This window comes from Enterobacter sp. SORGH_AS_0287, from assembly GCF_031453695.1.
Taxonomy (GTDB): Bacteria; Pseudomonadota; Gammaproteobacteria; order Enterobacterales; family Enterobacteriaceae; genus Enterobacter; species Enterobacter ludwigii.
Genome location: NZ_JAVIZW010000001.1, coordinates 4,324,940 through 4,343,701 on the forward strand (window position 1 = coordinate 4,324,940; position 18,762 = coordinate 4,343,701).

Below are 18,762 nucleotides of genomic sequence, written 5' to 3' on the forward strand. Positions count from 1 at the left end.
GAGTCCAGCCGGGTAAGCGTAACGTCACCCGGCTTTTTTATATCACGCGCTGCAGTATTTCTTCTTAATCACAACCGCAATCGTCCCGAGCAGTCCCGCGACCAGCAGGAAAAGCGGGAGGATCATCAGGAAGGTCATTACCTGGTCTTCGTGGTGTTTCACAAAGGGGATCATATTCAGCGCGTAGCCAAGCGTGGTCACCACGCCTACCCACAGCAGGGCACTCAACCAGTTGAAGAACTGGAAGCGGCGGTTTGACAGCCCGGAAATGCCTGCCATGGTCGGCAGCAGCGTGCGAACAAACGCCAGAAAACGCCCGGCCAGCAGCGCCAACAGACCGTGGCGGTCAAACATGCAGGTCGCACGTTGATGATATTTATGCGGTAACTGCGCCAGCCAGCCTTTCACGACGCGCGTATTGCCGAGCCAGCGGCCCTGCAGATAGCTCAGCCAGCAACCGAGGCTGGCAGCGGAGGTGAGTATGACCATCGTCGGCGTGAAGTCCATGACGCCTTTACCGATTAACGCCCCGGCCAGTAAAAGCAGGCTGTCACCGGGTAAAAATGAGGCTGGCAGTAATCCATTTTCCAGAAACAGGGTTGCGAACATCACGAAATAGACGATACCTACAACGTGAGGGTCCGCCAGCGCGGCAAAATCGTGTTGCCAGAGCGCCGCAATAATATCTTGAATAACAGCCATGGACTTTCCTGTGGAACAGCAGATGCAGATATAGCGCTATTGTACTCCCTAATTCGCCTGTGGGGTTTGATCGCGGGCGCAACTAATGCAGACTTTTCTGGTGGCAGTGTTCACAAAAGCGTCCAGGGAGTACATTTTCAGCATGCACTCTACACGATACGTTCAAACCCTGCCGCTAAATCCGCAATTAAATCGTCAACATCTTCTAAACCAATATGCAGTCGAATCAGCGTGCCGCTGAAATCCACTTCTCCACCGGGGCGCAGAGCCGCAATTTGCTCCGGCTGGTTAGGCAGGATCAGGGATTCAAACCCGCCCCAGGAGTAAGCCATGCTGAAGAGGGTAAAATGATCCAGGTAGTTCGCCAGTTCGTCGTTATTGAGCCGTTTTTTAAGAACAAATGAGAACAACCCGCTACTGCCCGTAAAGTCACGTTGCCAGAATTCATGGCCTTTGCTGCCCGGAAGCGCCGGATGATTAACGCGCTCGACCTGCGGGTGCCGGGCCAGCCATTCGGCCACCTTCAGACTGCTTTCATGGTGCTGACGCAGGCGCACTCCCAGCGTACGGATACCGCGGCTGGTCATGTAGGCCGTATCCGCATCCACCATCTGGCCCATCAGGTAGGCATTCTCCCGAAGTTGATCCCAGCAGCGCGCGTTGGATACGGCAGTACCGATCATGCCATCAGAGTGGCCAATCAGATATTTGGTCGCTGCCTGAATAGAGATATCAATGTCGAATTCCAGCGCCCTGAACAGCACGCCCGCCGCCCAGGTGTTGTCGATCATGATGATTGCCTCGGGGGCTTTGCTGCGCACTGCTTTCACAATAGCCGGGACGTCGTGCACTTCCATGGTGATAGAGCCTGGGGATTCCAGAAACACAATGCGCGTGTTCGGCTGGATAAGTTCAGCGATACCTTCGCCAATCAGCGGATCGAACCAGCCGGTGGTCACGCCGAGCTTGCTGAGGATTTTGGTGCAAAAATCCTGGCTTGGTTCATAAGCGGTATTGGTCATCAGGATATGGTCGCCCTGTTCCACAAACGCCAGAATGGTATTGGCAACTGCCGCCGCACCACAGGGGAACAGGGCGCAGCCCACGCCGCCTTCCAGTTCGCACATGGCTTCCTGAAGTGAAAAATGGGTTAGCGTGCCACGACGGCCATAGAACAGCCCGCCTTTGGCGCGGTTGCGCGTGGCGATTTTTTTATCCTCGACGGTATCAAATACCAGCGAGGAGGCGCGTTGAATCACGCTGTTGACCGATCCCTGTGTGTATTTTTTGCTGCGTCCTGCCTGTACCAGCGTGGTATCAAGATGCTTCTTTGTCATGTTCGCTAACCCTGTTTTTATACGTCTGGACGTCCAGACTACCACGATTGTAAAAATCTGCACCCGGGGGCTTATCGAATAAGCAGAAAATATTAGCAAAAATACGCATAAGAAATTTTTACTGCGTAAGCGCAAGGAAAGTGAACGAAAATTACGGCAGTATGTAAATACTAATGAGAACTACTATCAATTCGACGACGTTTTGATATTATTACGGTCAGATTTTGTGATTTGCGTCCTGGAGATACAGAGTGGGTAATAATTTGATGCAGACGGATCTCTCCGTCTGGGGCATGTATCATCATGCTGACATCGTGGTTAAGATTGTGATGATCGGCCTGGTTCTGGCGTCCGTGATCACCTGGGCTATCTTCTTCAGTAAGAGCGTCGAACTGCTGTCGCAGAAGCGTCGCCTCAAGCGGGAACAACAGCAACTGGCTGAAGCCCGCTCCCTGGATCAGGCCTTAGACATGACCTCATCCTTCCATGGAAAAAGCCTGACCACCCTGTTAGTCAACGAAGCACAGAACGAGCTGGAACTCTCCGCAGGCAGTGAAGATAACGAAGGTATTAAAGAACGTACCGGTTTCCGCCTGGAGCGTCGCGTTGCTGCCGTTGGCCGCCATATGGGCCGCGGTAACGGTTATCTGGCCACTATCGGGGCGATCTCACCGTTTATCGGTCTGTTCGGTACGGTCTGGGGCATCATGAACAGCTTTATCGGCATTGCGCAGACGCAGACCACCAACCTGGCGGTGGTTGCGCCAGGGATTGCCGAAGCGCTGCTGGCGACCGCAATCGGTCTGGTCGCGGCCATTCCTGCGGTCGTCATCTATAACATCTTCGCGCGTATGATTGGCAACTATAAAGCCACGCTCGGTGACGTCGCCGCGCAGGTGCTGTTGCTGCAAAGCCGCGATCTTGACCTCAATGCCAGCTCCGTTAAACCGGTGCATGCGGCGTCTAAACTGCGCGTAGGTTGATTGTATGGCGATGCGTCTTAACGAAAATCTGGACGATAACGGTGAAATGCATGAAATCAACGTGACGCCGTTTATCGACGTCATGCTGGTTCTGCTGATTATCTTCATGGTGGCTGCGCCGCTGGCGACGGTCGACGTGAAGGTGAATCTGCCTGCCTCTTCCAGCCAGCCGCAGCCGCGTCCTGAGAAACCTGTCTATTTGTCGGTGAAAGCGGATAAATCGATGTTCCTCGGCAACGACCCGGTGACGGATCAGTCTGTTATCCCGGCGCTGGATCAGCTCACCGGCGGCAAGAAAGACACCACGGTCTTCTTCCGCGCGGATAAAACCGTCGATTACGAAACCATGATGAAGGTAATGGACACGCTGCATCAGGCGGGTTATCTCAAGATTGGGCTGGTCGGCGAAGAGAAAGCGGCCGCGAAATAACAAAGAAGCTGGCGAAAGCCGGCTTTTTTTATGCGTGTCGGGCGATCAGTTTTTTGTCTCAGTGGACGCAGGCGCAGGCGCGTGGGACGCCAGCGCGTCTTCATCAAGCGCAACGCAGGTGACGTTTGACGTGCGGTACTCGCCGTCGGACAGTTTGCGCGTCAGGCGCAGGGTGGCCACTTCTCTGGCGAGCAGATACTGATAATTGGCCTCCAGACGCCCGAGAAGCTTCTCTTTCAGCTCAGGCCGCTGTTCGATGAGGGTATTCATCACCGCGCCGTATATCTCTTCCTTCACCTGCAAAGGATAAATCTCGCGGCGATTATGCCATTTCAGGCGTACCAGCGTCGCCGGGATCGATACCAGGTCCTGAGTTATTCGCGTCATCTCGGCATTTTTTGTGTTTCGCAGTGCATCGAGATTTTGCTTTAAGATAAATTCATCACTTTTTTTGTTATCTAAAGCCAAATAAACGTCGTTATCTTTAATTTCTTTCACGTTACTCTTCCCCCAGGTTATAAAAAATAGGGTTATTGGTTTCGCGCGTAATGAGATTAAGCCAAATTTCATTGCCGGCTTCGTTTATTTCTTTGGTTTTTTCCGCGATTATTTGACTTAATTTCTGGGCATCTATTTCACCTTCGGCCTGCAGGTCATTCAGCAGGTGGACAAAGGCTTCTATTTTAACGGCGCGAAATAACCGGTCCTTTATATGACGGTCGTGCTCTTCCAGTAACATATTACGGGATTTACCGGTGCGAGAAACGCCTATTAATATGTCAGACTCGTAATCAGAGAGCTTTCTTTTCCCCTGAGTGAAATTAGCCTCTTTTTCTGCTTCCGTCGTTTGCTGTTCCACAGGCGCAATGTGGTACTTAGCCGGGACGAGGTAGTCGGGCAGCATTTTAATTTCCTTTAATTACAACAGGGTGGGGTTGGTAAAGGCGTGAGATTCGTTGACAATATCATGAGGCAATTTTAAAATCAAAAAAAATGGAGCCTACCCATGAACAGCATTTTTTTTACGGTCATCACATTACTATTACTGACCGCTGGTGTTCTTTTATTGATGCAGGAGTTCAATAAAACGCAAGTGTCGAAAGACGCCAGTGAACCTCCGCTACCTGAACTGATGACAAAAGAGGAAGGCGAAGACCATTTCTCCGTATTGATGAACTCGGTTACACCGGTTTGGTACTGGCGGGTGAACCATGAATATATCGACTTTTTGCACGCGACAATTAAGCGAATGAAAATGTCGGAAATTAATGACACGCCTGGGTTGTTTGAAGCGCAGCGCCGCTGCAGCGACCTGAATTCCGCGGTGTATAAATATTATGACAATATCAAAAAGCGTTGCCTTAACGGTGAGAAGGTCTCCTGTTCCGATCTGGACGTATTAAACCTGCGCCAGTGTTTTCGTGAGTTCAGCCTGGAGGCGTATCCGGAACTGGTGGTGCTGGTCTGGCCGGAGTATGCGCGCCCGGACGTCAATCCTGACAATGTCTGAACGTACAACGAGTGAGTTGTTGCAAACAGTCAGCGCCGTTGAGATATACTGGGCGCTGGTTTCGTTTGCAGACAGGACTTTATGGAACGCTTCTTTGAAAACGCGATGTACGCCTCTCGCTGGATACTGGCACCCGTCTATTTTGGCCTTTCGCTGGCGCTGATTGCGCTGACGATTAAGTTTTTCCAGGAAATCTTGCATGTTCTGCCGAACATCTTTTCCATTGCCGAAGCAGATTTGATTCTGGTTCTGCTTTCGCTGGTGGATATGACGCTGGTGGGCGGATTACTGGTGATGGTGATGTTCTCCGGCTATGAGAACTTTGTCTCTCAGCTCGATATCGACGAGCGCAAAGAGAAGCTCAACTGGCTGGGCAAAATGGATGCCTCGTCGCTGAAGAATAAAGTGGCCGCGTCGATTGTGGCGATCTCATCTATCCACCTGTTACGCGTATTCATGGACGCCAAGAATGTCCCGGACAACAAACTGATGTGGTACGTGATTATCCATCTGACGTTTGTGCTGTCTGCGTTCGTGATGGGGTATCTGGATAAGATCAGTAAGAAGTAATTTTCCCCCCTCTTCCCAAGGGAGAGGGGGGGCGTGAGCGCGACAGACCGCGCTATTTATCCGACGACGCCTGCCACAAATTCAATTCCCCATCCGCAACATGCTGGTCAATCCTTTTCAGCTCATCGTCGCTAAAGCGCAGGTTATTCAGGGCCTGCACGTTCTCTTCGATCTGCTCCGGACGGCTCGCACCAATCAGTACGGACGTCACGCGTTCATCCTTCAGCAGCCAGCTCAGTGCCATTTGCGCCATCGTCTGACCACGGGCCTGTGCCATCTCATTCAGTAAACGCAGGCTGTTCAGGTTGGCTTCAGTCAGCATGTTCTCCGTCAGACCGCGCACCTTCTTGCCTTCACGCTGCATACGAGAATCTTCAGGAATACCGTTCAGGTATTTTCCGGTCAGCAGACCCTGCGCCAGCGGCGTAAACGCAATGCAACCCGCCCCATTTTTCTCAAGCGTATCCAGCAGGCCGGTGTGATCGACCCAGCGGTTGAGCAGGTTGTAAGATGGCTGGTGGATAAGCAGCGGGATCTTCCACTCATGTAACAGGTCCGCCATTTTCTGGGTGCGCTCCGTGGAGTAGGAGGAGATACCGACATACAGCGCTTTACCGCTCTGCACAGCCTGGGCCAGCGCAGCGGCGGTCTCTTCCATCGGCGTATTTTCATCCACGCGGTGAGAATAGAAAATATCCACATACTCCAGCCCCATGCGCTTGAGGCTCTGATCGAGACTGGCGAGCAGGTATTTGCGCGACCCGCCCGACCCATACGGCCCCGGCCACATGTCATAGCCTGCTTTGGTTGAGATGATCAGTTCATCGCGATACGCGGCAAAATCTTCCCGCAGCAGACGACCCATGTTTTCTTCCGCGCTTCCCGCCGGCGGGCCGTAGTTGTTGGCAAGATCGAAATGGGTAATGCCGAGGTCGAAGGCTTTATGCAACAGCGCCCGCTGAGAGTCGAGAGGCTGTACGTGGCCGAAACTATGCCACAGACCAAGCGACAGCGCCGGCAGGCGCAGGCCGCTTTTTCCGCAATAGCGGTACTGCATATTTTCGTAGCGGGCGGGGTAAGGGTGCCAGGACATGATGTCTCCTTTCTTGTCGATGAATTTTCGAAACAACGTTTTCATTCTGTGCTTATCAAATCACAAATCCTGTTGATAAGCGATGACATGCCTGACCACCCTGAATGATTAAAGCCCGGCAGCATCAGACTGACCGGGCGTTCACTCGTCAGAAGCTGTAGCTCATCCCCGCCTGCACGCTGGCATCGTTGTCCACGTCACCGGTGCCGACATACACCCCGGTATTGAGCGTGAAGTTATGCGCTATCGTTGCATTGATGCCTGCTCCGAAGATCCCCATCGTGTTGTTATGGCCGGAGGTGGTGTGGTAATCCGCCGCCTGAATATCAGTATCGTCGCTGAACTCTTTCTGGAAGCGTGCGTCGATCCACGGCATCATCTGCACGTTCTTGCTCAGATCGCGAAGCGTTGTGGTGAGTCTCAACCCGACCCCACTGTTCCAGGAAGAGACCTGACTGTCGGCGAAGGCCACTTCACTGTCGGAGAAGCCGTTTGCTTTGGTTTGATCCCAGCCTAAGGTGGCGTAAGGCTGCAGCAGGGTTTCACCTGGCAGCAACACGTTCACACCGGTACGCGCCTGCGCCATATACAGGGTGCCATCCGTCGAACCGTGCAGTGCTTCGGTCATGCCGCTGGTATTCCCCGTCACGTTATTCGCAGACAGGGTGTACCGCATATCGCCATAGCTGAAGCTACCGTCGGCAAACATACCCCATGTTCTGCCGTTAAGCGCCTGCTGCCAGCCACCGTACAGGCTGTAGTAATTTCCGTAGACGCTGTCATTAAAGCTATCAGCGCCGTCATGGGTATCCTGCACGCGGCTGCGTGTCCATGCCAGTGCAATACCGCCAGTGACGCTATCACCGTTGTCCAGATGCGCCGTCCAGTCCACCCCACCCTGAGCGCCCTGGGTGATGCTCTTATAGTCAACATCATTGCTGAAATTGCCATTCTGATAGAGGAAATCACCCCAGACCTGCGCACCTTCCTCCTGCTTGCCGAGCAGGTTAGCCAGATGCACCTGATTCATATGGTTGCTGATATCATCAGCCACCTGATGTCCGGCCTGCTCGGCAGCGTCCAGACCGGCAACAAGGCCCTGAACGTCGCTCGCGAGGCTGCCCTTCTGGCTGTTAAATTCGATATTCCACGACTGCGTATTATCGGCGGTAAGGCGTGTCTGCGGCGCGGTATCTGCGGCCACAATATTCAGACTGTTGTCATAGTTATAAGCGCCGCTACGGTTTTCAACATTCTGTTGGCCATTTGTGAAGGTGGCCGCCGCATAATTTTGCGGGGTGCTGGTGCCTGAAGTGGTGAACGTACCCAGAATCACGTTCTGCTGATTTTGTGCCGAGGGAGTAATGCTGTTGACGACAACGGCGTTATTAACCCCGGTGATATTGCCGAAATCAACAAAGCTGTCGGTGCTCATATTTACCATCGCATTACTGCCGGTGGTAGTAGCGACAAGCGTTGAGCCATTTTGCAAACTCCAGTTGGTGGCATCGTTAATTTTATCAATGGCGATGCTGTTATTGCTGGTCGTGTTCACCGTCTCGAACTGACTAATTTCACCAGAAACAGAACTGCCGGCATCCATTGACAGCGTGTCGCTACCGTCACCGCCATCAACATTGCCGTTAACATGAGAATTATTGGTCAGCACGACCGTATCATCGCCCGCACCGGTTGTAATATCACCATTTACAGTGGCATTGTTTTGCAGCGTGATGGTGGTATTGCCGCTGTTTTGACCGGTATTTACCGCACCATTAATGGTGCTGTTATCCACCAGAACAGAATTCGCTGAACTGCCGTTCAGGGTAATATTGCCATTCACGACGCTCTTATTAGTAAACGTAAGTGATGTCGACCCCTTTTCATTAATAACGCCAATATCGCCAGTGACGGTACTGTTATTCAGGGCCAGGGAATCGGCCTGGGTGCCGTACATGGCGATAGCAAGATCGCCCACGCCATCCAGGTTGATGTCACTGAACGGCTTATACTCGCTGAGTTTTTCGGCCAAATGATCCATGTTCTGCGCGATTTCACTCTGCGAGGCATCGACGGTGGCTCCGGTCAGCGTAATGCGGGTATTTGATTGATCGCTCCCTGCATAAATACCGCCCTTATCCATTGTACTGTTGCTGAGGGTAATATCCTGTTCGCCAGCACCGGCGCTTACAATGCTGCCGTGCAGCACGCTCCCATTCTCAATATTGACGGTGTGGTAGCCTTTATCCAGTGGATCGAGATAAATCGCTGAGCCCATCATATAGGTTTTATCACGCTGGTAATTGCCTGTGCTGTTTTCACCGTTCAGCGTCGCGCCATCAACCGTCACGGTGGTATTGGTGGTCGCGCCTCCGCTACCGACTTCAATCATATCGGCCGTAGCGCCGTTATTCAGGGTGATATTCGCGGTACCGCCGTTGCTTCCCTGGATATAGTGGCCTGACATATCCGTTCCGGATACCGTTAATGACTGCGTGTCGCCATCACCTCGATGACCATCCATGAAAATATTATTCGCCGTGGCGTCGGCCATAACCGCATTTGTCACACCGGGATTTTGATAAAAGCTGTCATCGGTATATTTCGTTAATCCACAGGTTTGCGTCGTCACGCCATCCTCACACGGTGTCGCTGTCGTCATTGCTGCCTGGGTACCGAAAGAGGTTAAAGCCATTAAGACACACTGCGAAAGCAATGTGCGGTTCATAAATTTACGCATCTGAAACTCCGTTAATAAAAAATCGTCGACATCCTTGTAAAGGAATTTATTTAATTTAAGAAATTTCTCATAAGTAAAGGATGTAATGAAATTTAAAAGATAAGGAGTAAGTTATTGGGGTATTTAAATCAGGAAATCTGATAATTAGGTGTTAATATATTTATGTGATAAATAGAACTGAATAGTTACCCTGCAAATTAAGCGGGTTTTCGCGAAAGGGTAGCGCTATTGATTGACGCAACCTGTTGATGATGTACTCCTCAGGAGGTATGGCCGTTAATTTAATGCGCTGCAGTTTTACATTTATTTATCCACTGACAAAGTAAAACACATTCTTAGCAGGGTAATTTTCCCCTTCGAAAATGTCTCTTTTTTCTGAATGAACGCAGGGGCAGTAAAAATTTTAATAAAAATAATGCGTGAAAGGTGATGAATTTGCTCATTCCTGCCGATAACGAGGGTAAGACTCGCCTCTGGGCGAATTCACCCTCACGGCAAGGAAGACTTATGAATATGTTGCGTAATTTCACGATCCGTTTCGTCATGCTGACGATTCTCGGGATCTTTTGTTTAATGTGGGCGGGCGTGGGGCTTTACAGCACCTGGTCTCTGTCACGGGTATCAGAGGGCAATGAGGTGGATCGCCAGCTGGTCAAACAGATGACCATACTCAGTCAGGGTAACGATCAGTATTTTCGCTTTGTGACCCGGTTGAGTCGCGCGATGGAAGTGAAAGCCGCGGGCGGCACACCGGACCTGGCCCCTGCCCAGCAGGCGCTGGACAATATGGGGAAGAAACTGGCTGAGATGAAGGCAATCTCACCAGGACCGATGGATGAGCAAGTTTCAGCTCAGGTGATCGGTAGCTGGCAGGCTTTGCTTGAGCAGGGCGTAACGCCGCAAATGCAGCAGGCGAAGCAGTCCTCTCTGGAGGGCTACCGTCAGCAGGCGAATAACATCACCCCTCCGCTGAGTCGTGCGTTTGGTGCTGCTGCGGAGAACTTTAACAACGCGGCCGCCCGGGCACTCGACAGCACCCGAGTGGTCGTGGACAGCCTGACCAGCATGACCCGCACGGTAATTATCACCGCCACGATTATTGGCCTGTTAATACTGCTCTTCACCGACCGTTACCTGGTGGCGATGCTGGTAAAACCGCTGGCTCGCATTCGCCAGCAGTTCCGCCAGATTGCCCAGGGCGATCTCAGTCAACCGATTGAACCGTTCGGTCGCAACTGCGTGGGTCAACTGGTTCCTCTGCTGAGCGCGATGCAGGATAGCCTGCGAGAAGCGGTGAGCTCTATTCGCTCCGGCAGCGAGAATATCTGGCGCGGCGCGACGGAGATCTCCAGCGGTAATAACGATCTCTCGTCCCGTACCGAAGAGCAGGCCGCCGCACTGGAAGAGACGGCGGCCAGCATGGAACAGCTGACCGCCACCGTGAAGCTGAACGCGGAAAGCGCGCGTCAGGCCAGCCAGCTGGCGGATGTGGCGTCAACAACGGCCAGCCGCGGCGGCTCGCTGGTGGAAGAGGTGGTGACCACCATGAGCGGTATTTCTGAGAGCTCGAAGAAGATTGCTGAAATCACCAATGTGATCAACAGCATTGCCTTCCAGACCAATATCCTGGCGCTCAACGCTGCCGTGGAAGCGGCGCGCGCGGGCGAGCAGGGACGTGGGTTTGCCGTCGTGGCCGGCGAGGTGCGTAGCCTGGCAAGCCGCAGCGCCAACGCGGCAAAAGAAATTGAGGGATTGATTACCGATTCCGTTTCCCGCGTTGAGCAGGGCGCAAAGCTGGTGGGCGACACGGGCACCACCATGGATGCCATTTTGCGTGATGTGACGGAAGTGACGACCATCATGAAGCAAATCGCGTCTGCGTCTGAGGAGCAAAGTAAGGGGATTTCGCAGGTGGGTATTGCTATCACGCAAATGGATGGCGTGACACAGCAAAACGCCTCGCTTGTGGAAGAGGTCTCGGCAGCGGCCTCCGCGCTTGAACGTCAGACCGAAGAGCTTCAGCGGTCGGTGCAGAAATTCCGCCTCTCGGCATAAACACTGCTAAAAGGCCGCCGTGTGCGGCCTTTTTTTCGATTAAATGCAGGCGAGCCAAACGGAGCGCCGCCCGCCGCTTATCAGTGGGTGGCTTCACCAATCAGTGCGCCAGAGCCGGCACCGACGGCGGCCCCTTTCAGTACGCTGTTGCCTGTTACCGCCGCAGCACCTGCACCCACCACGGCACCCACCGCACCGCCTTTACGCGCAGCTTTACCTTTGTCGCCGTTTTTGAACATCGCACCGGTACCCGCGCCAACGACCGCACCGCCTACCGTGGATTTCAAATCTTTGCCCGTGGCTGCGCCAATTGCTGCACCGGCCACTGCACCGGCGGCGGTTTTATCTATCGCCATACCAGAAGTGGAAAAGATCAGGGTGCTGATAATCAGCGCTGTTTTCATCAATTTCATAACAAATCCTTTGTGACTGCTGTCGGTTGAGTCCGCTTTTCTCGTCATCTGACCTGAGAAAAACGTCCGCATAGTGCCAGTAATATCGGCTCAACCCTTAAGCAAATCATGCCCCTGGCAGGGATCCCTGTTGCCGGGCGGTGGTCCGCCCGGCAGAGAATTACGCCTGACGCTTGTCTTCCGTATTGGTCTCGAAGTCGCTCGCCGCGTGGCGTTCGTGGAGCTGCTCGTTGAGCTCGCCGCTGGTGCGGTTAACGATACGCCCGCGCTTCACGGCAGGGCGGTGTGCCACATCTTTCGCCCAGCGCTGAACGTTGGTGTACTTCTCAGCGTCGAGGAACTCTGCGGCGTTATACACGCTACCCAGTGCCACGCAGCCGAACCACGGCCAGACCGCCATATCGGCGATGGTGTACTCTTCACCGGCCACGTAGCGGCTACGCGCCAGCTGTTTATCCAGCACGTCGAACAGGCGTTTGGCTTCCATCGTGAAGCGGTCAATCGCGTACTCAATCTTCACCGGTGCGTAGTTATAGAAGTGGCCGAAACCGCCGCCGAGGAACGGGGCCGCGCCCTGCAGCCAGAACAGCCAGTTCAGGGTTTCCGTACGTCCCGCCGGATCTTTTGGCAGGAAATGGCCGAACTTCTCTGCCAGATAGAGCAGGATGCTGCCGGATTCAAATACGCGCGTGGGCGGTGTCGTGGAGTGGTCACGCAGCGCCGGTATTTTCGAGTTCGGGTTCACTTCAACAAAGCCGCTGGAGAACTGGTCGCCTTCACCAATGCGAATCAACCATGCATCGTACTCGGCACCCGTCACGCCAAGCGCCAGAAGCTCTTCCAGCATGATGGTCACTTTCTGCCCGTTTGGTGTGCCCAGAGAATAGAGCTGCAGCGGATGCGAACCCACGGGTAACTCTTTCTCATGCGTCGCACCGGAGATCGGACGGTTAATATTGGCGAACGCGCCGCCACCGTTCTTTTTCCATTCCCACACTTTGGGTGGCTGATAGGTATTTTCGTCTGACATGTTGGCCTGCCTTTTTTGTGATGTGTTGAGGGAGTGTAGCAGGAGTTCATGGGAGGGTTTAGCGAACTGAGCGCAATACATTTCCCCTTCGCGCCACGCTACACAGACAGCGGAACGGGTGTATGATAAATCCCACCTCTGTCAGGTTAATTACAACGTGCAGACGACGACAACCCTTTCAACATTGCCGCCTGCCCGTCTTAGGTTGGATACATGCGTAAAGGAAAGTTAAGCAGTGACGCGCCATTCGGGACGTTATTAGGTTATGCGCCGGGTGGCGTGGCGATTTACTCTTCAAACTACGGCAGTCTCGATCCGCGTCGTTATCCGGAAGACGCGGATTTTCGCAGCTATATTGGCAATGAATACATGGGCCACAAGTGGCAGTGTGTTGAGTTCGCCCGCCGTTTTCTGTTCCTCAATTATGGATGTGTTTTCACCGACGTCGGTATGGCGTGGGAGATCTTCTCTCTGCGCTTTTTGCGCCAGGTCGTGAACGATAACATCCTGCCGCTTCAGGCCTTTGCCAATGGGTCGAAACGTGCGCCGCAGGCCGGGGCGTTGCTTATCTGGCAAAAGGGCGGGGAGTTTCATGAGACCGGCCACGTTGCCGTGATCACGCAACTGTTAGACGATAAGGTGCGCATTGCCGAGCAGAACGTTATTCACTCCCCGCTCCCGCTCGGACAGCAGTGGACGCGCGAGCTGCGAATGACCGTTGAGAACGGTACTTACACGCTCCATGACACCTTTAACGATACCGAAATTCTCGGCTGGATGATCCAGACGGACGACACGGAGCACAGCATCCCGCAGCCGGAACTCGACGGTGAACTGCTCAAAATCAGCGGTGCGCGGCTGAAGAATAAACGTCAGTTTGACGGGAAATGGCTCAACGAAAACGACGCCCTGCAGCAGGCGTATGTCCGCGCAAACGGCCACTTTATCAATAAAGATCCCTGCCAGTATTTTACCATCACCGAAAGTGCCGAGCAGGAGCTGATCAAAGCGACCAATGAACTGCACCTGATGTACCTGCACGCGACCGACAAAGTGCTGAAAGACGATAACTTACTGGCGCTTTTTGACATCCCTAAAATCCTCTGGCCGCGTCTGCGCCTCTCATGGCAGTGGCGTCGTCACCATATGATCACCGGTCGTATGGATTTCTGTATGGATGAGCGTGGCATCAAGGTTTACGAGTACAACGCCGATTCCGCCTCCTGCCACACGGAAGGGGGATTAATCCTCGAAGAGTGGGTGAAGAACGGTTACCGCGGTAACGGCCACAATCCGGCGGAAGGTTTGCTGGAAGAACTTACCGGCGCGTGGAAGCACAGCCATGCGCGTCCGTTCGTGCACATCATGCAGGACAATGACGTCGAAGAGGATTATCACGCGCTCTTTATTCAGCGCTCTCTGCTGCAGGCCGGGTTTGAAACCAAAATTCTGCATGGACTTAACGCTCTCAGCTGGGATGCAGCCGGGCAACTGATTGACGATGAAGGCCGTCACGTTAACTGCGTGTGGAAAACCTGGGCGTGGGAGACGGCGATAGAGCAGATCCGCGAGGTGAGCGAAACCGAATACGCCGCCGTGCCGATCCGCACCGGGCATCCGGCAGGTGACGTACGGCTGATTGACGTCCTGCTGCGTCCGGAAGTGCTGGTGTTCGAACCGCTGTGGACGGTTATTCCCGGCAACAAGGCGATCCTCCCGGTGCTCTGGCAGCTGTTCCCGAATCACCGTTATCTGCTCGATACCGATTTCGAGGTTAACGACCTGCTGAAACAGACCGGTTACGCCATCAAACCGATTGCCGGACGCTGCGGCAGCAATATCGATCTGATTAGCGCCGGGGATGAAGTGCTGGACAAGTCGAGCGGCAAGTTTGTCGATCGCAAAAATATCTACCAGCAGCTGTGGTGCCTGCCGAAGGTGGATGGCAAGCATATCCAGGTCTGTACGTTTACCGTGGGCGGTAACTACGGCGGCACCTGTCTGCGCGGGGATGATTCGCTGGTGGTGAAGAAAGAGAGCGACATCGAACCGTTGATTGTGGTGAAAGACAAGTAAGCTGTTCCGGCTGTCAACACACACCCGCAAGTGTTCCTTGCGGGTGTTTTTCGTTTTCTGGCGGCTCAGGGATGCTCGTCGTGCTGCTGACTTATCTTCAGGTCAATGATGCGGCCGATCTGGTCATGATAGACCGTCAGCAAATTGTACTGACTCATCTCTGAAATGATTTGCGGGGGGACGTTAAAGCTTCTCGCCAGCTCATCGTGACGCCAGGCATCGGGACGCCGCCGCCTTACCTGAGCGCGACGGCGATTGTACTGATACCACAGAATGAGCAACCAGCCGTTTAGCGCGGCGATCAGCAAATAGATCAGCACCGTATTAAACGAGGCAATAATAATGCCCCAGCGGTAGTTGCTCTCCTCGGTTACCTGCATCCACAGATTGGCATAGAGGAAAAACAGAAAACCTCCCCATGCCAGCAGCGTCAGCACCGCATCAAAAAGACGGGGCAATAGCCGATGTTCAGTCAGAATTAGCGTATTTTCGTTCATTGAATGCTTCCTTTTCCCCGGTCCGGACTGATCCAGCGCGCACGTGCACGCTGACGTTTAAGCATGACTTTTGGAAAGGCGACGAGGGTGGTGAACAGACCAATCATCCAGTACACCATCGGGAACCAGATCACCCAGAAAAGTGAACTCGCCACGTTTCTTTCATAGCGCCGCTCGATATACAAACTGACGAGGAATTGCATCAGACACATGACCCCCAGAAGCAACCCGGTAAATTCAGGAGGAAACAGACTCTCGACGGTCAGGTTTGTGGGTAACGTAATGATATGGCTGACAATGAACAGCAACACGGTTACCGCATAGGCGAATGCCCACAGCGTTGACAACGCGTACTCTAAAAACAGCGGCCACATGCGATGATGTTCCCAGCGCACGATCTTGCGAAGGTTAACCAGAAAGACCTCTGCACCGCCCTGCGCCCAGCGTAAACGCTGTTTCCACAGACCTTTTAACGTCTCTGGCATCAGGATCCAGCACAGTGCCCGCGGCTCAAAAAAGATATCCCAGTGTCGAAGCTGAAGCTTCCAGCTGATGTCGATATCTTCGGTGATCATATCCGGGCTCCAGTACCCCACATCTGCCAGCGCCTGTCGGCGAAAGGCCGCAATAACCCCGGAGACGGTAAAGACCCTGCCGTAGATCCGCTGCGTCCGTTTGATGAGACCAATAATCGATGAGAACTCGCCTACCTGAATACGGCCAATCAGCGTTGATCGTGTGCGAATACGCGGATTCCCGGTGACGGCCCCGACGTGGGGATACTTAATCAGCGGCTCTACCAGATAGGCTGCGGTATCACGATCGAGCAGGGCGTCGCCATCAATACAGACCAGCAGATCGCCGCGCGCCGCCGCCGCACCGGCCTTAAGCGCCACCGCCTTCCCCTGGTTTTCTGCGAGGTGAATGACGCGCAGGCGCGGCTGTTCCTGCGCCAGCTGCTGCAGCACCTCTGCGGTGTTGTCAGAAGAACCATCGTTGATCGCGATAACTTCGATATGGGGGTAGCGCTGATCCAGCGCGGCGCTAATGGTCTCCCGGGCATTTCTTTCCTCGTTGAAACACGGGATCAGGATTGAAATTAACGGATCGCCGGCTAACGTGGGAGCAGGCGTCTGCTTATCCCATGACCAGTGCCGTTCAAGCTGAAACCAGAAATAGAGCCCCCCGGTTATCCAGAGCACGGACATGAACAGTGGCCAGAAGAAGACAAAATCCAGAATCAGTTCTCCGGTAAAAAGGGCAGCCACGCCCAGAGGCAACCCGAATACCAGGCATAAAATAGAGAATGCGATAATGCGATCAGTCATTGTCAGGGTACCAGTACGAAGAGAATTCAGGCCTGATGCGTGAAATATCAGGTTGGTTGTTGATGAAATCGTCGGGGTAGTAACCATAATTTTTGATGCCGTTCAGCTGGAGTATGCGCATCCACTGCGCCAGACGCGTGTCGGGCACGGCACGTTGAGGTTTCTGCTCCCAGTCCCGGGCCTGTAGCTCGAAAATGGTTTTATTGAGCGCACTGGGCCGTGCGGCAACGGCGGCGATCAACCGCGTGAGCCAGGCATCGCTTTCCTCTGCCGGAACGGATTCCATCAGCGGCATAGCCATCGGAACCGTCCAGTCGTAGGTCATCAGAAAATCATCCAGATTTTGTGCAAACCACGCTTCGCTCTCGGGCTGCAGGATGGGCAGGGCGAACATATTCCGCGCAGTTTTAATCTGCGGGCCGCGTATGTTTTTTACCGCCTGGCTAAGGCTGCGGGTAAAGCCGATGAGCGTCTGACTTTTAAAGCGACTCCAGGCATGAAGGGCGGCCGGATCGTGTTGCATTGCGGCGATGCTGCGGTTATTCCAGGCGCGCAGGGCATCCGGGCCGGCATCTTCAAAGTCTGTCAGTACCGCATCGTCGTGAAATAAGATCCCATTGAAGCTGGCGTAGCGGGCAAGATCTTCATAGATTTCCGTGACCTGCTGACGAACCTCGGGGTTCCACGGGGAGAGGCGGATGTAGGGGTCGGTAGCCTCGTGCAATTGGCCCGTTTGACGATCCCAGCGCTGTACCCGCGGGAGTGCGGGGGAGAGATCGAAAGAGAGCACCGGCATCCACGCATAGACTTTTACGCCTGCACGGGTTTGCAGCTGCCAGGCGACAAAATTAAACAGATCGGCGCGCACCGGAAGCCGGCTGTTAGGGAAGTAGAGCGCTTTGATCGTGCCATCGCCCAGCGGATCGGAAAACGCCTGCAGGAAAACATGACTGATTTTCATGTCGTAAACCCGCTGGACAAGTTTGTTGATGTTGTTGGTTTGCTGGGCCGGATCGGGATCGTAAACATAATCGAGATCGACATGCATGACGCGCACGGGATCGGCCTCCTGAATCTGGCTGACCGTGCTGGCAAAGGATTTGAGCGAGGGATTTCCGGAAATCAAAAGACGCGGAATATTGCCGAGATCGCGCACATCCGCCAGCCCATCCTCAAGGGTAAAAGCCAACTGATAACCCTGCTTTCTGGCGATGGCGAGCGATGTGCCGTTCGCGGCGCCATAGGGCCAGACCCAGGCGCGGGGCGCTTTTCCCGTCACCCGGGTAATTTTGTCGGTAACTTTGCGCACGTCATCAGCGATCCGCTGGTTGAACTGCCGATCGGTTTCATAACGCCCCGTCGCTTTATCGTAAAAGCGGTTGGCGATGGCGGGTTCACGGCTTCCCTGTGGGTTAGCCGGTATGCCGTAATGCGAAGCCCAGGTATGCGAGCCAATCTCAACCAGCGGAGACTGGCTTAGCTCCCGCACCATATCCCAGGTTGCAAAGCGCTCGCGGGGTGTCATCAGTCCGCCGAAATTGACCTGCTGATTCGCTGGCGTATCTACCCAACTGCCCACCGGTGCCCACAGCGCAGGGACGTTCCAGGCCTGAAGGAGTGGCCAGACGCGGGTGTAGAAACTGCTGTAGCCATCATCAAAACTGAGTAAATAGGCTCTGGGCGGCAGCGTTTTTTTGCCCTCATGCGCATCCAGAATATCCTGCACGCTAATGGCGTGATAACCGTGATGCACAAGCCAGCCGATCTGCTCGTTTAGGGCGCTGGTACGAACGGACAGGTAGCGCTGATCGGCTGCATCATCTTCAACGTCATGGTAGGCCAGAACCAGAAAATGGTTTTTTGGCCAGGGTTTACTCGCCTCAGGCTGTGGTCGTTCCTGGGGGGACATAAACGAGAGGGCCTGAGCGCAGACGCTCGCGCTGAGGCATAACCAGCCGATAATTATCAGGCTCACAGAAAAACGTTTGTTCAGCATAT

Annotated in this window: 17 protein-coding genes; 6 read left to right on the forward strand and 11 right to left on the reverse strand. The window is 53.8% G+C overall.

What is annotated here, in order from left to right; all coding sequences use genetic code 11:
• Nucleotides 1–42: 42 nt before the first annotated feature.
• Both yghB and metC read right to left on the reverse strand, forming a co-directional pair.
• Entirely contained in the window at nucleotides 43–702 is a 660-nt protein-coding gene (yghB, locus tag QE396_RS20630) for a DedA family general envelope maintenance protein YghB (RefSeq protein ID WP_014171613.1), read from the reverse strand.
• 149 nt (nucleotides 703–851) lie between these two features.
• Nucleotides 852–2,039, reverse strand: coding sequence for a cystathionine beta-lyase (gene metC / locus QE396_RS20635; protein ID WP_020883660.1), 1,188 nt, complete (start codon nucleotides 2,037–2,039; stop codon nucleotides 852–854).
• Between the two features lie 251 nt (nucleotides 2,040–2,290).
• Between metC and exbB the strand changes: the two genes are divergently transcribed.
• A complete protein-coding gene (gene exbB / locus QE396_RS20640) occupies nucleotides 2,291–3,022 on the forward strand; it encodes a tol-pal system-associated acyl-CoA thioesterase (protein ID WP_014171611.1) in 732 nt (243 codons plus the stop codon).
• A gap of 4 nt (nucleotides 3,023–3,026) precedes the next feature.
• Nucleotides 3,027–3,452 (forward strand): TonB system transport protein ExbD, encoded by a 426-nt coding sequence (exbD, locus tag QE396_RS20645; RefSeq protein WP_014171610.1) that lies wholly within the window; start codon nucleotides 3,027–3,029, stop codon nucleotides 3,450–3,452.
• A gap of 45 nt (nucleotides 3,453–3,497) precedes the next feature.
• Here the strand turns inward: exbD and QE396_RS20650 are convergent, their stop codons facing one another.
• Complete coding sequence (locus QE396_RS20650) at nucleotides 3,498–3,950, reverse strand: hypothetical protein (protein ID WP_020883661.1); 453 nt, start codon at nucleotides 3,948–3,950, stop codon at nucleotides 3,498–3,500.
• A gap of 1 nt (nucleotide 3,951) precedes the next feature.
• Nucleotides 3,952–4,356: a hypothetical protein gene (locus QE396_RS20655; RefSeq protein ID WP_020883662.1), complete on the reverse strand. Its 405-nt coding sequence runs from the start codon at nucleotides 4,354–4,356 to the stop codon at nucleotides 3,952–3,954.
• A 102-nt stretch (nucleotides 4,357–4,458) separates the two neighbouring features.
• Here QE396_RS20655 and QE396_RS20660 point away from each other — a divergent pair, with 102 nt between their 5' ends.
• Together QE396_RS20660 and QE396_RS20665 are read left to right on the forward strand one after the other, a co-directional pair.
• The gene (locus QE396_RS20660) at nucleotides 4,459–4,962 is read left to right on the forward strand and encodes an ESA_00282 family adhesion-associated protein (protein ID WP_020883663.1); all 504 of its coding nucleotides are present in this window, start codon (nucleotides 4,459–4,461) and stop codon (nucleotides 4,960–4,962) included.
• An 81-nt stretch (nucleotides 4,963–5,043) separates the two neighbouring features.
• Complete coding sequence (locus QE396_RS20665; RefSeq protein WP_014171606.1) at nucleotides 5,044–5,532, forward strand: TIGR00645 family protein; 489 nt, start codon at nucleotides 5,044–5,046, stop codon at nucleotides 5,530–5,532.
• Nucleotides 5,533–5,584: 52 nt separating this feature from the next.
• Here the strand turns inward: QE396_RS20665 and QE396_RS20670 are convergent, their stop codons facing one another.
• Together QE396_RS20670 and QE396_RS20675 are read right to left on the reverse strand one after the other, a co-directional pair.
• Entirely contained in the window at nucleotides 5,585–6,625 is a 1,041-nt protein-coding gene (locus QE396_RS20670; RefSeq protein WP_020883664.1) for an aldo/keto reductase, read from the reverse strand.
• 148 nt (nucleotides 6,626–6,773) lie between these two features.
• Nucleotides 6,774–9,365, reverse strand: a complete 2,592-nt coding sequence (locus QE396_RS20675; protein ID WP_020883665.1) for an autotransporter outer membrane beta-barrel domain-containing protein — start codon at nucleotides 9,363–9,365, stop codon at nucleotides 6,774–6,776.
• Between the two features lie 507 nt (nucleotides 9,366–9,872).
• Between QE396_RS20675 and QE396_RS20680 the strand changes: the two genes are divergently transcribed.
• Nucleotides 9,873–11,420 carry a methyl-accepting chemotaxis protein gene (locus QE396_RS20680; protein WP_020883666.1) on the forward strand — a complete coding sequence of 516 codons (1,548 nt, stop codon included), beginning with the start codon at nucleotides 9,873–9,875 and terminating at the stop codon, nucleotides 11,418–11,420.
• An 80-nt stretch (nucleotides 11,421–11,500) separates the two neighbouring features.
• Here QE396_RS20680 and QE396_RS20685 read toward each other — a convergent pair whose 3' ends face one another.
• A complete protein-coding gene (locus QE396_RS20685; RefSeq protein WP_020883667.1) occupies nucleotides 11,501–11,833 on the reverse strand; it encodes a glycine zipper domain-containing protein in 333 nt (110 codons plus the stop codon).
• A gap of 160 nt (nucleotides 11,834–11,993) precedes the next feature.
• Nucleotides 11,994–12,863 carry a glutathione-dependent disulfide-bond oxidoreductase gene (gene yghU / locus QE396_RS20690; protein WP_020883668.1) on the reverse strand — a complete coding sequence of 290 codons (870 nt, stop codon included), beginning with the start codon at nucleotides 12,861–12,863 and terminating at the stop codon, nucleotides 11,994–11,996.
• Nucleotides 12,864–13,076: 213 nt separating this feature from the next.
• Between yghU and gss the strand changes: the two genes are divergently transcribed.
• On the forward strand, nucleotides 13,077–14,939 hold the full coding sequence (gene gss, locus QE396_RS20695) for a bifunctional glutathionylspermidine amidase/synthase (RefSeq protein ID WP_014171600.1): 1,863 nt from the start codon (nucleotides 13,077–13,079) through the stop codon (nucleotides 14,937–14,939).
• 65 nt (nucleotides 14,940–15,004) lie between these two features.
• Here the strand turns inward: gss and pgaD are convergent, their stop codons facing one another.
• Genes pgaD through pgaB form a run of 3 tightly spaced genes read right to left on the reverse strand, consistent with a single transcriptional unit; the run spans nucleotide 15,005 to nucleotide 18,760 of the window.
• Nucleotides 15,005–15,436, reverse strand: coding sequence for a poly-beta-1,6-N-acetyl-D-glucosamine biosynthesis protein PgaD (gene pgaD / locus QE396_RS20700; protein ID WP_014171599.1), 432 nt, complete (start codon nucleotides 15,434–15,436; stop codon nucleotides 15,005–15,007).
• Nucleotides 15,433–16,764 carry a poly-beta-1,6-N-acetyl-D-glucosamine synthase gene (gene pgaC / locus QE396_RS20705; protein ID WP_041162851.1) on the reverse strand — a complete coding sequence of 444 codons (1,332 nt, stop codon included), beginning with the start codon at nucleotides 16,762–16,764 and terminating at the stop codon, nucleotides 15,433–15,435. The genes pgaD and pgaC overlap by 4 nt, the downstream gene beginning before the upstream one ends.
• The gene (gene pgaB, locus QE396_RS20710) at nucleotides 16,757–18,760 is read right to left on the reverse strand and encodes a poly-beta-1,6-N-acetyl-D-glucosamine N-deacetylase PgaB (RefSeq protein ID WP_041162850.1); all 2,004 of its coding nucleotides are present in this window, start codon (nucleotides 18,758–18,760) and stop codon (nucleotides 16,757–16,759) included. Before pgaB ends, pgaC begins: the two co-directional genes overlap by 8 nt.
• Between the last annotated feature and the right edge of the window lie 2 nt (nucleotides 18,761–18,762).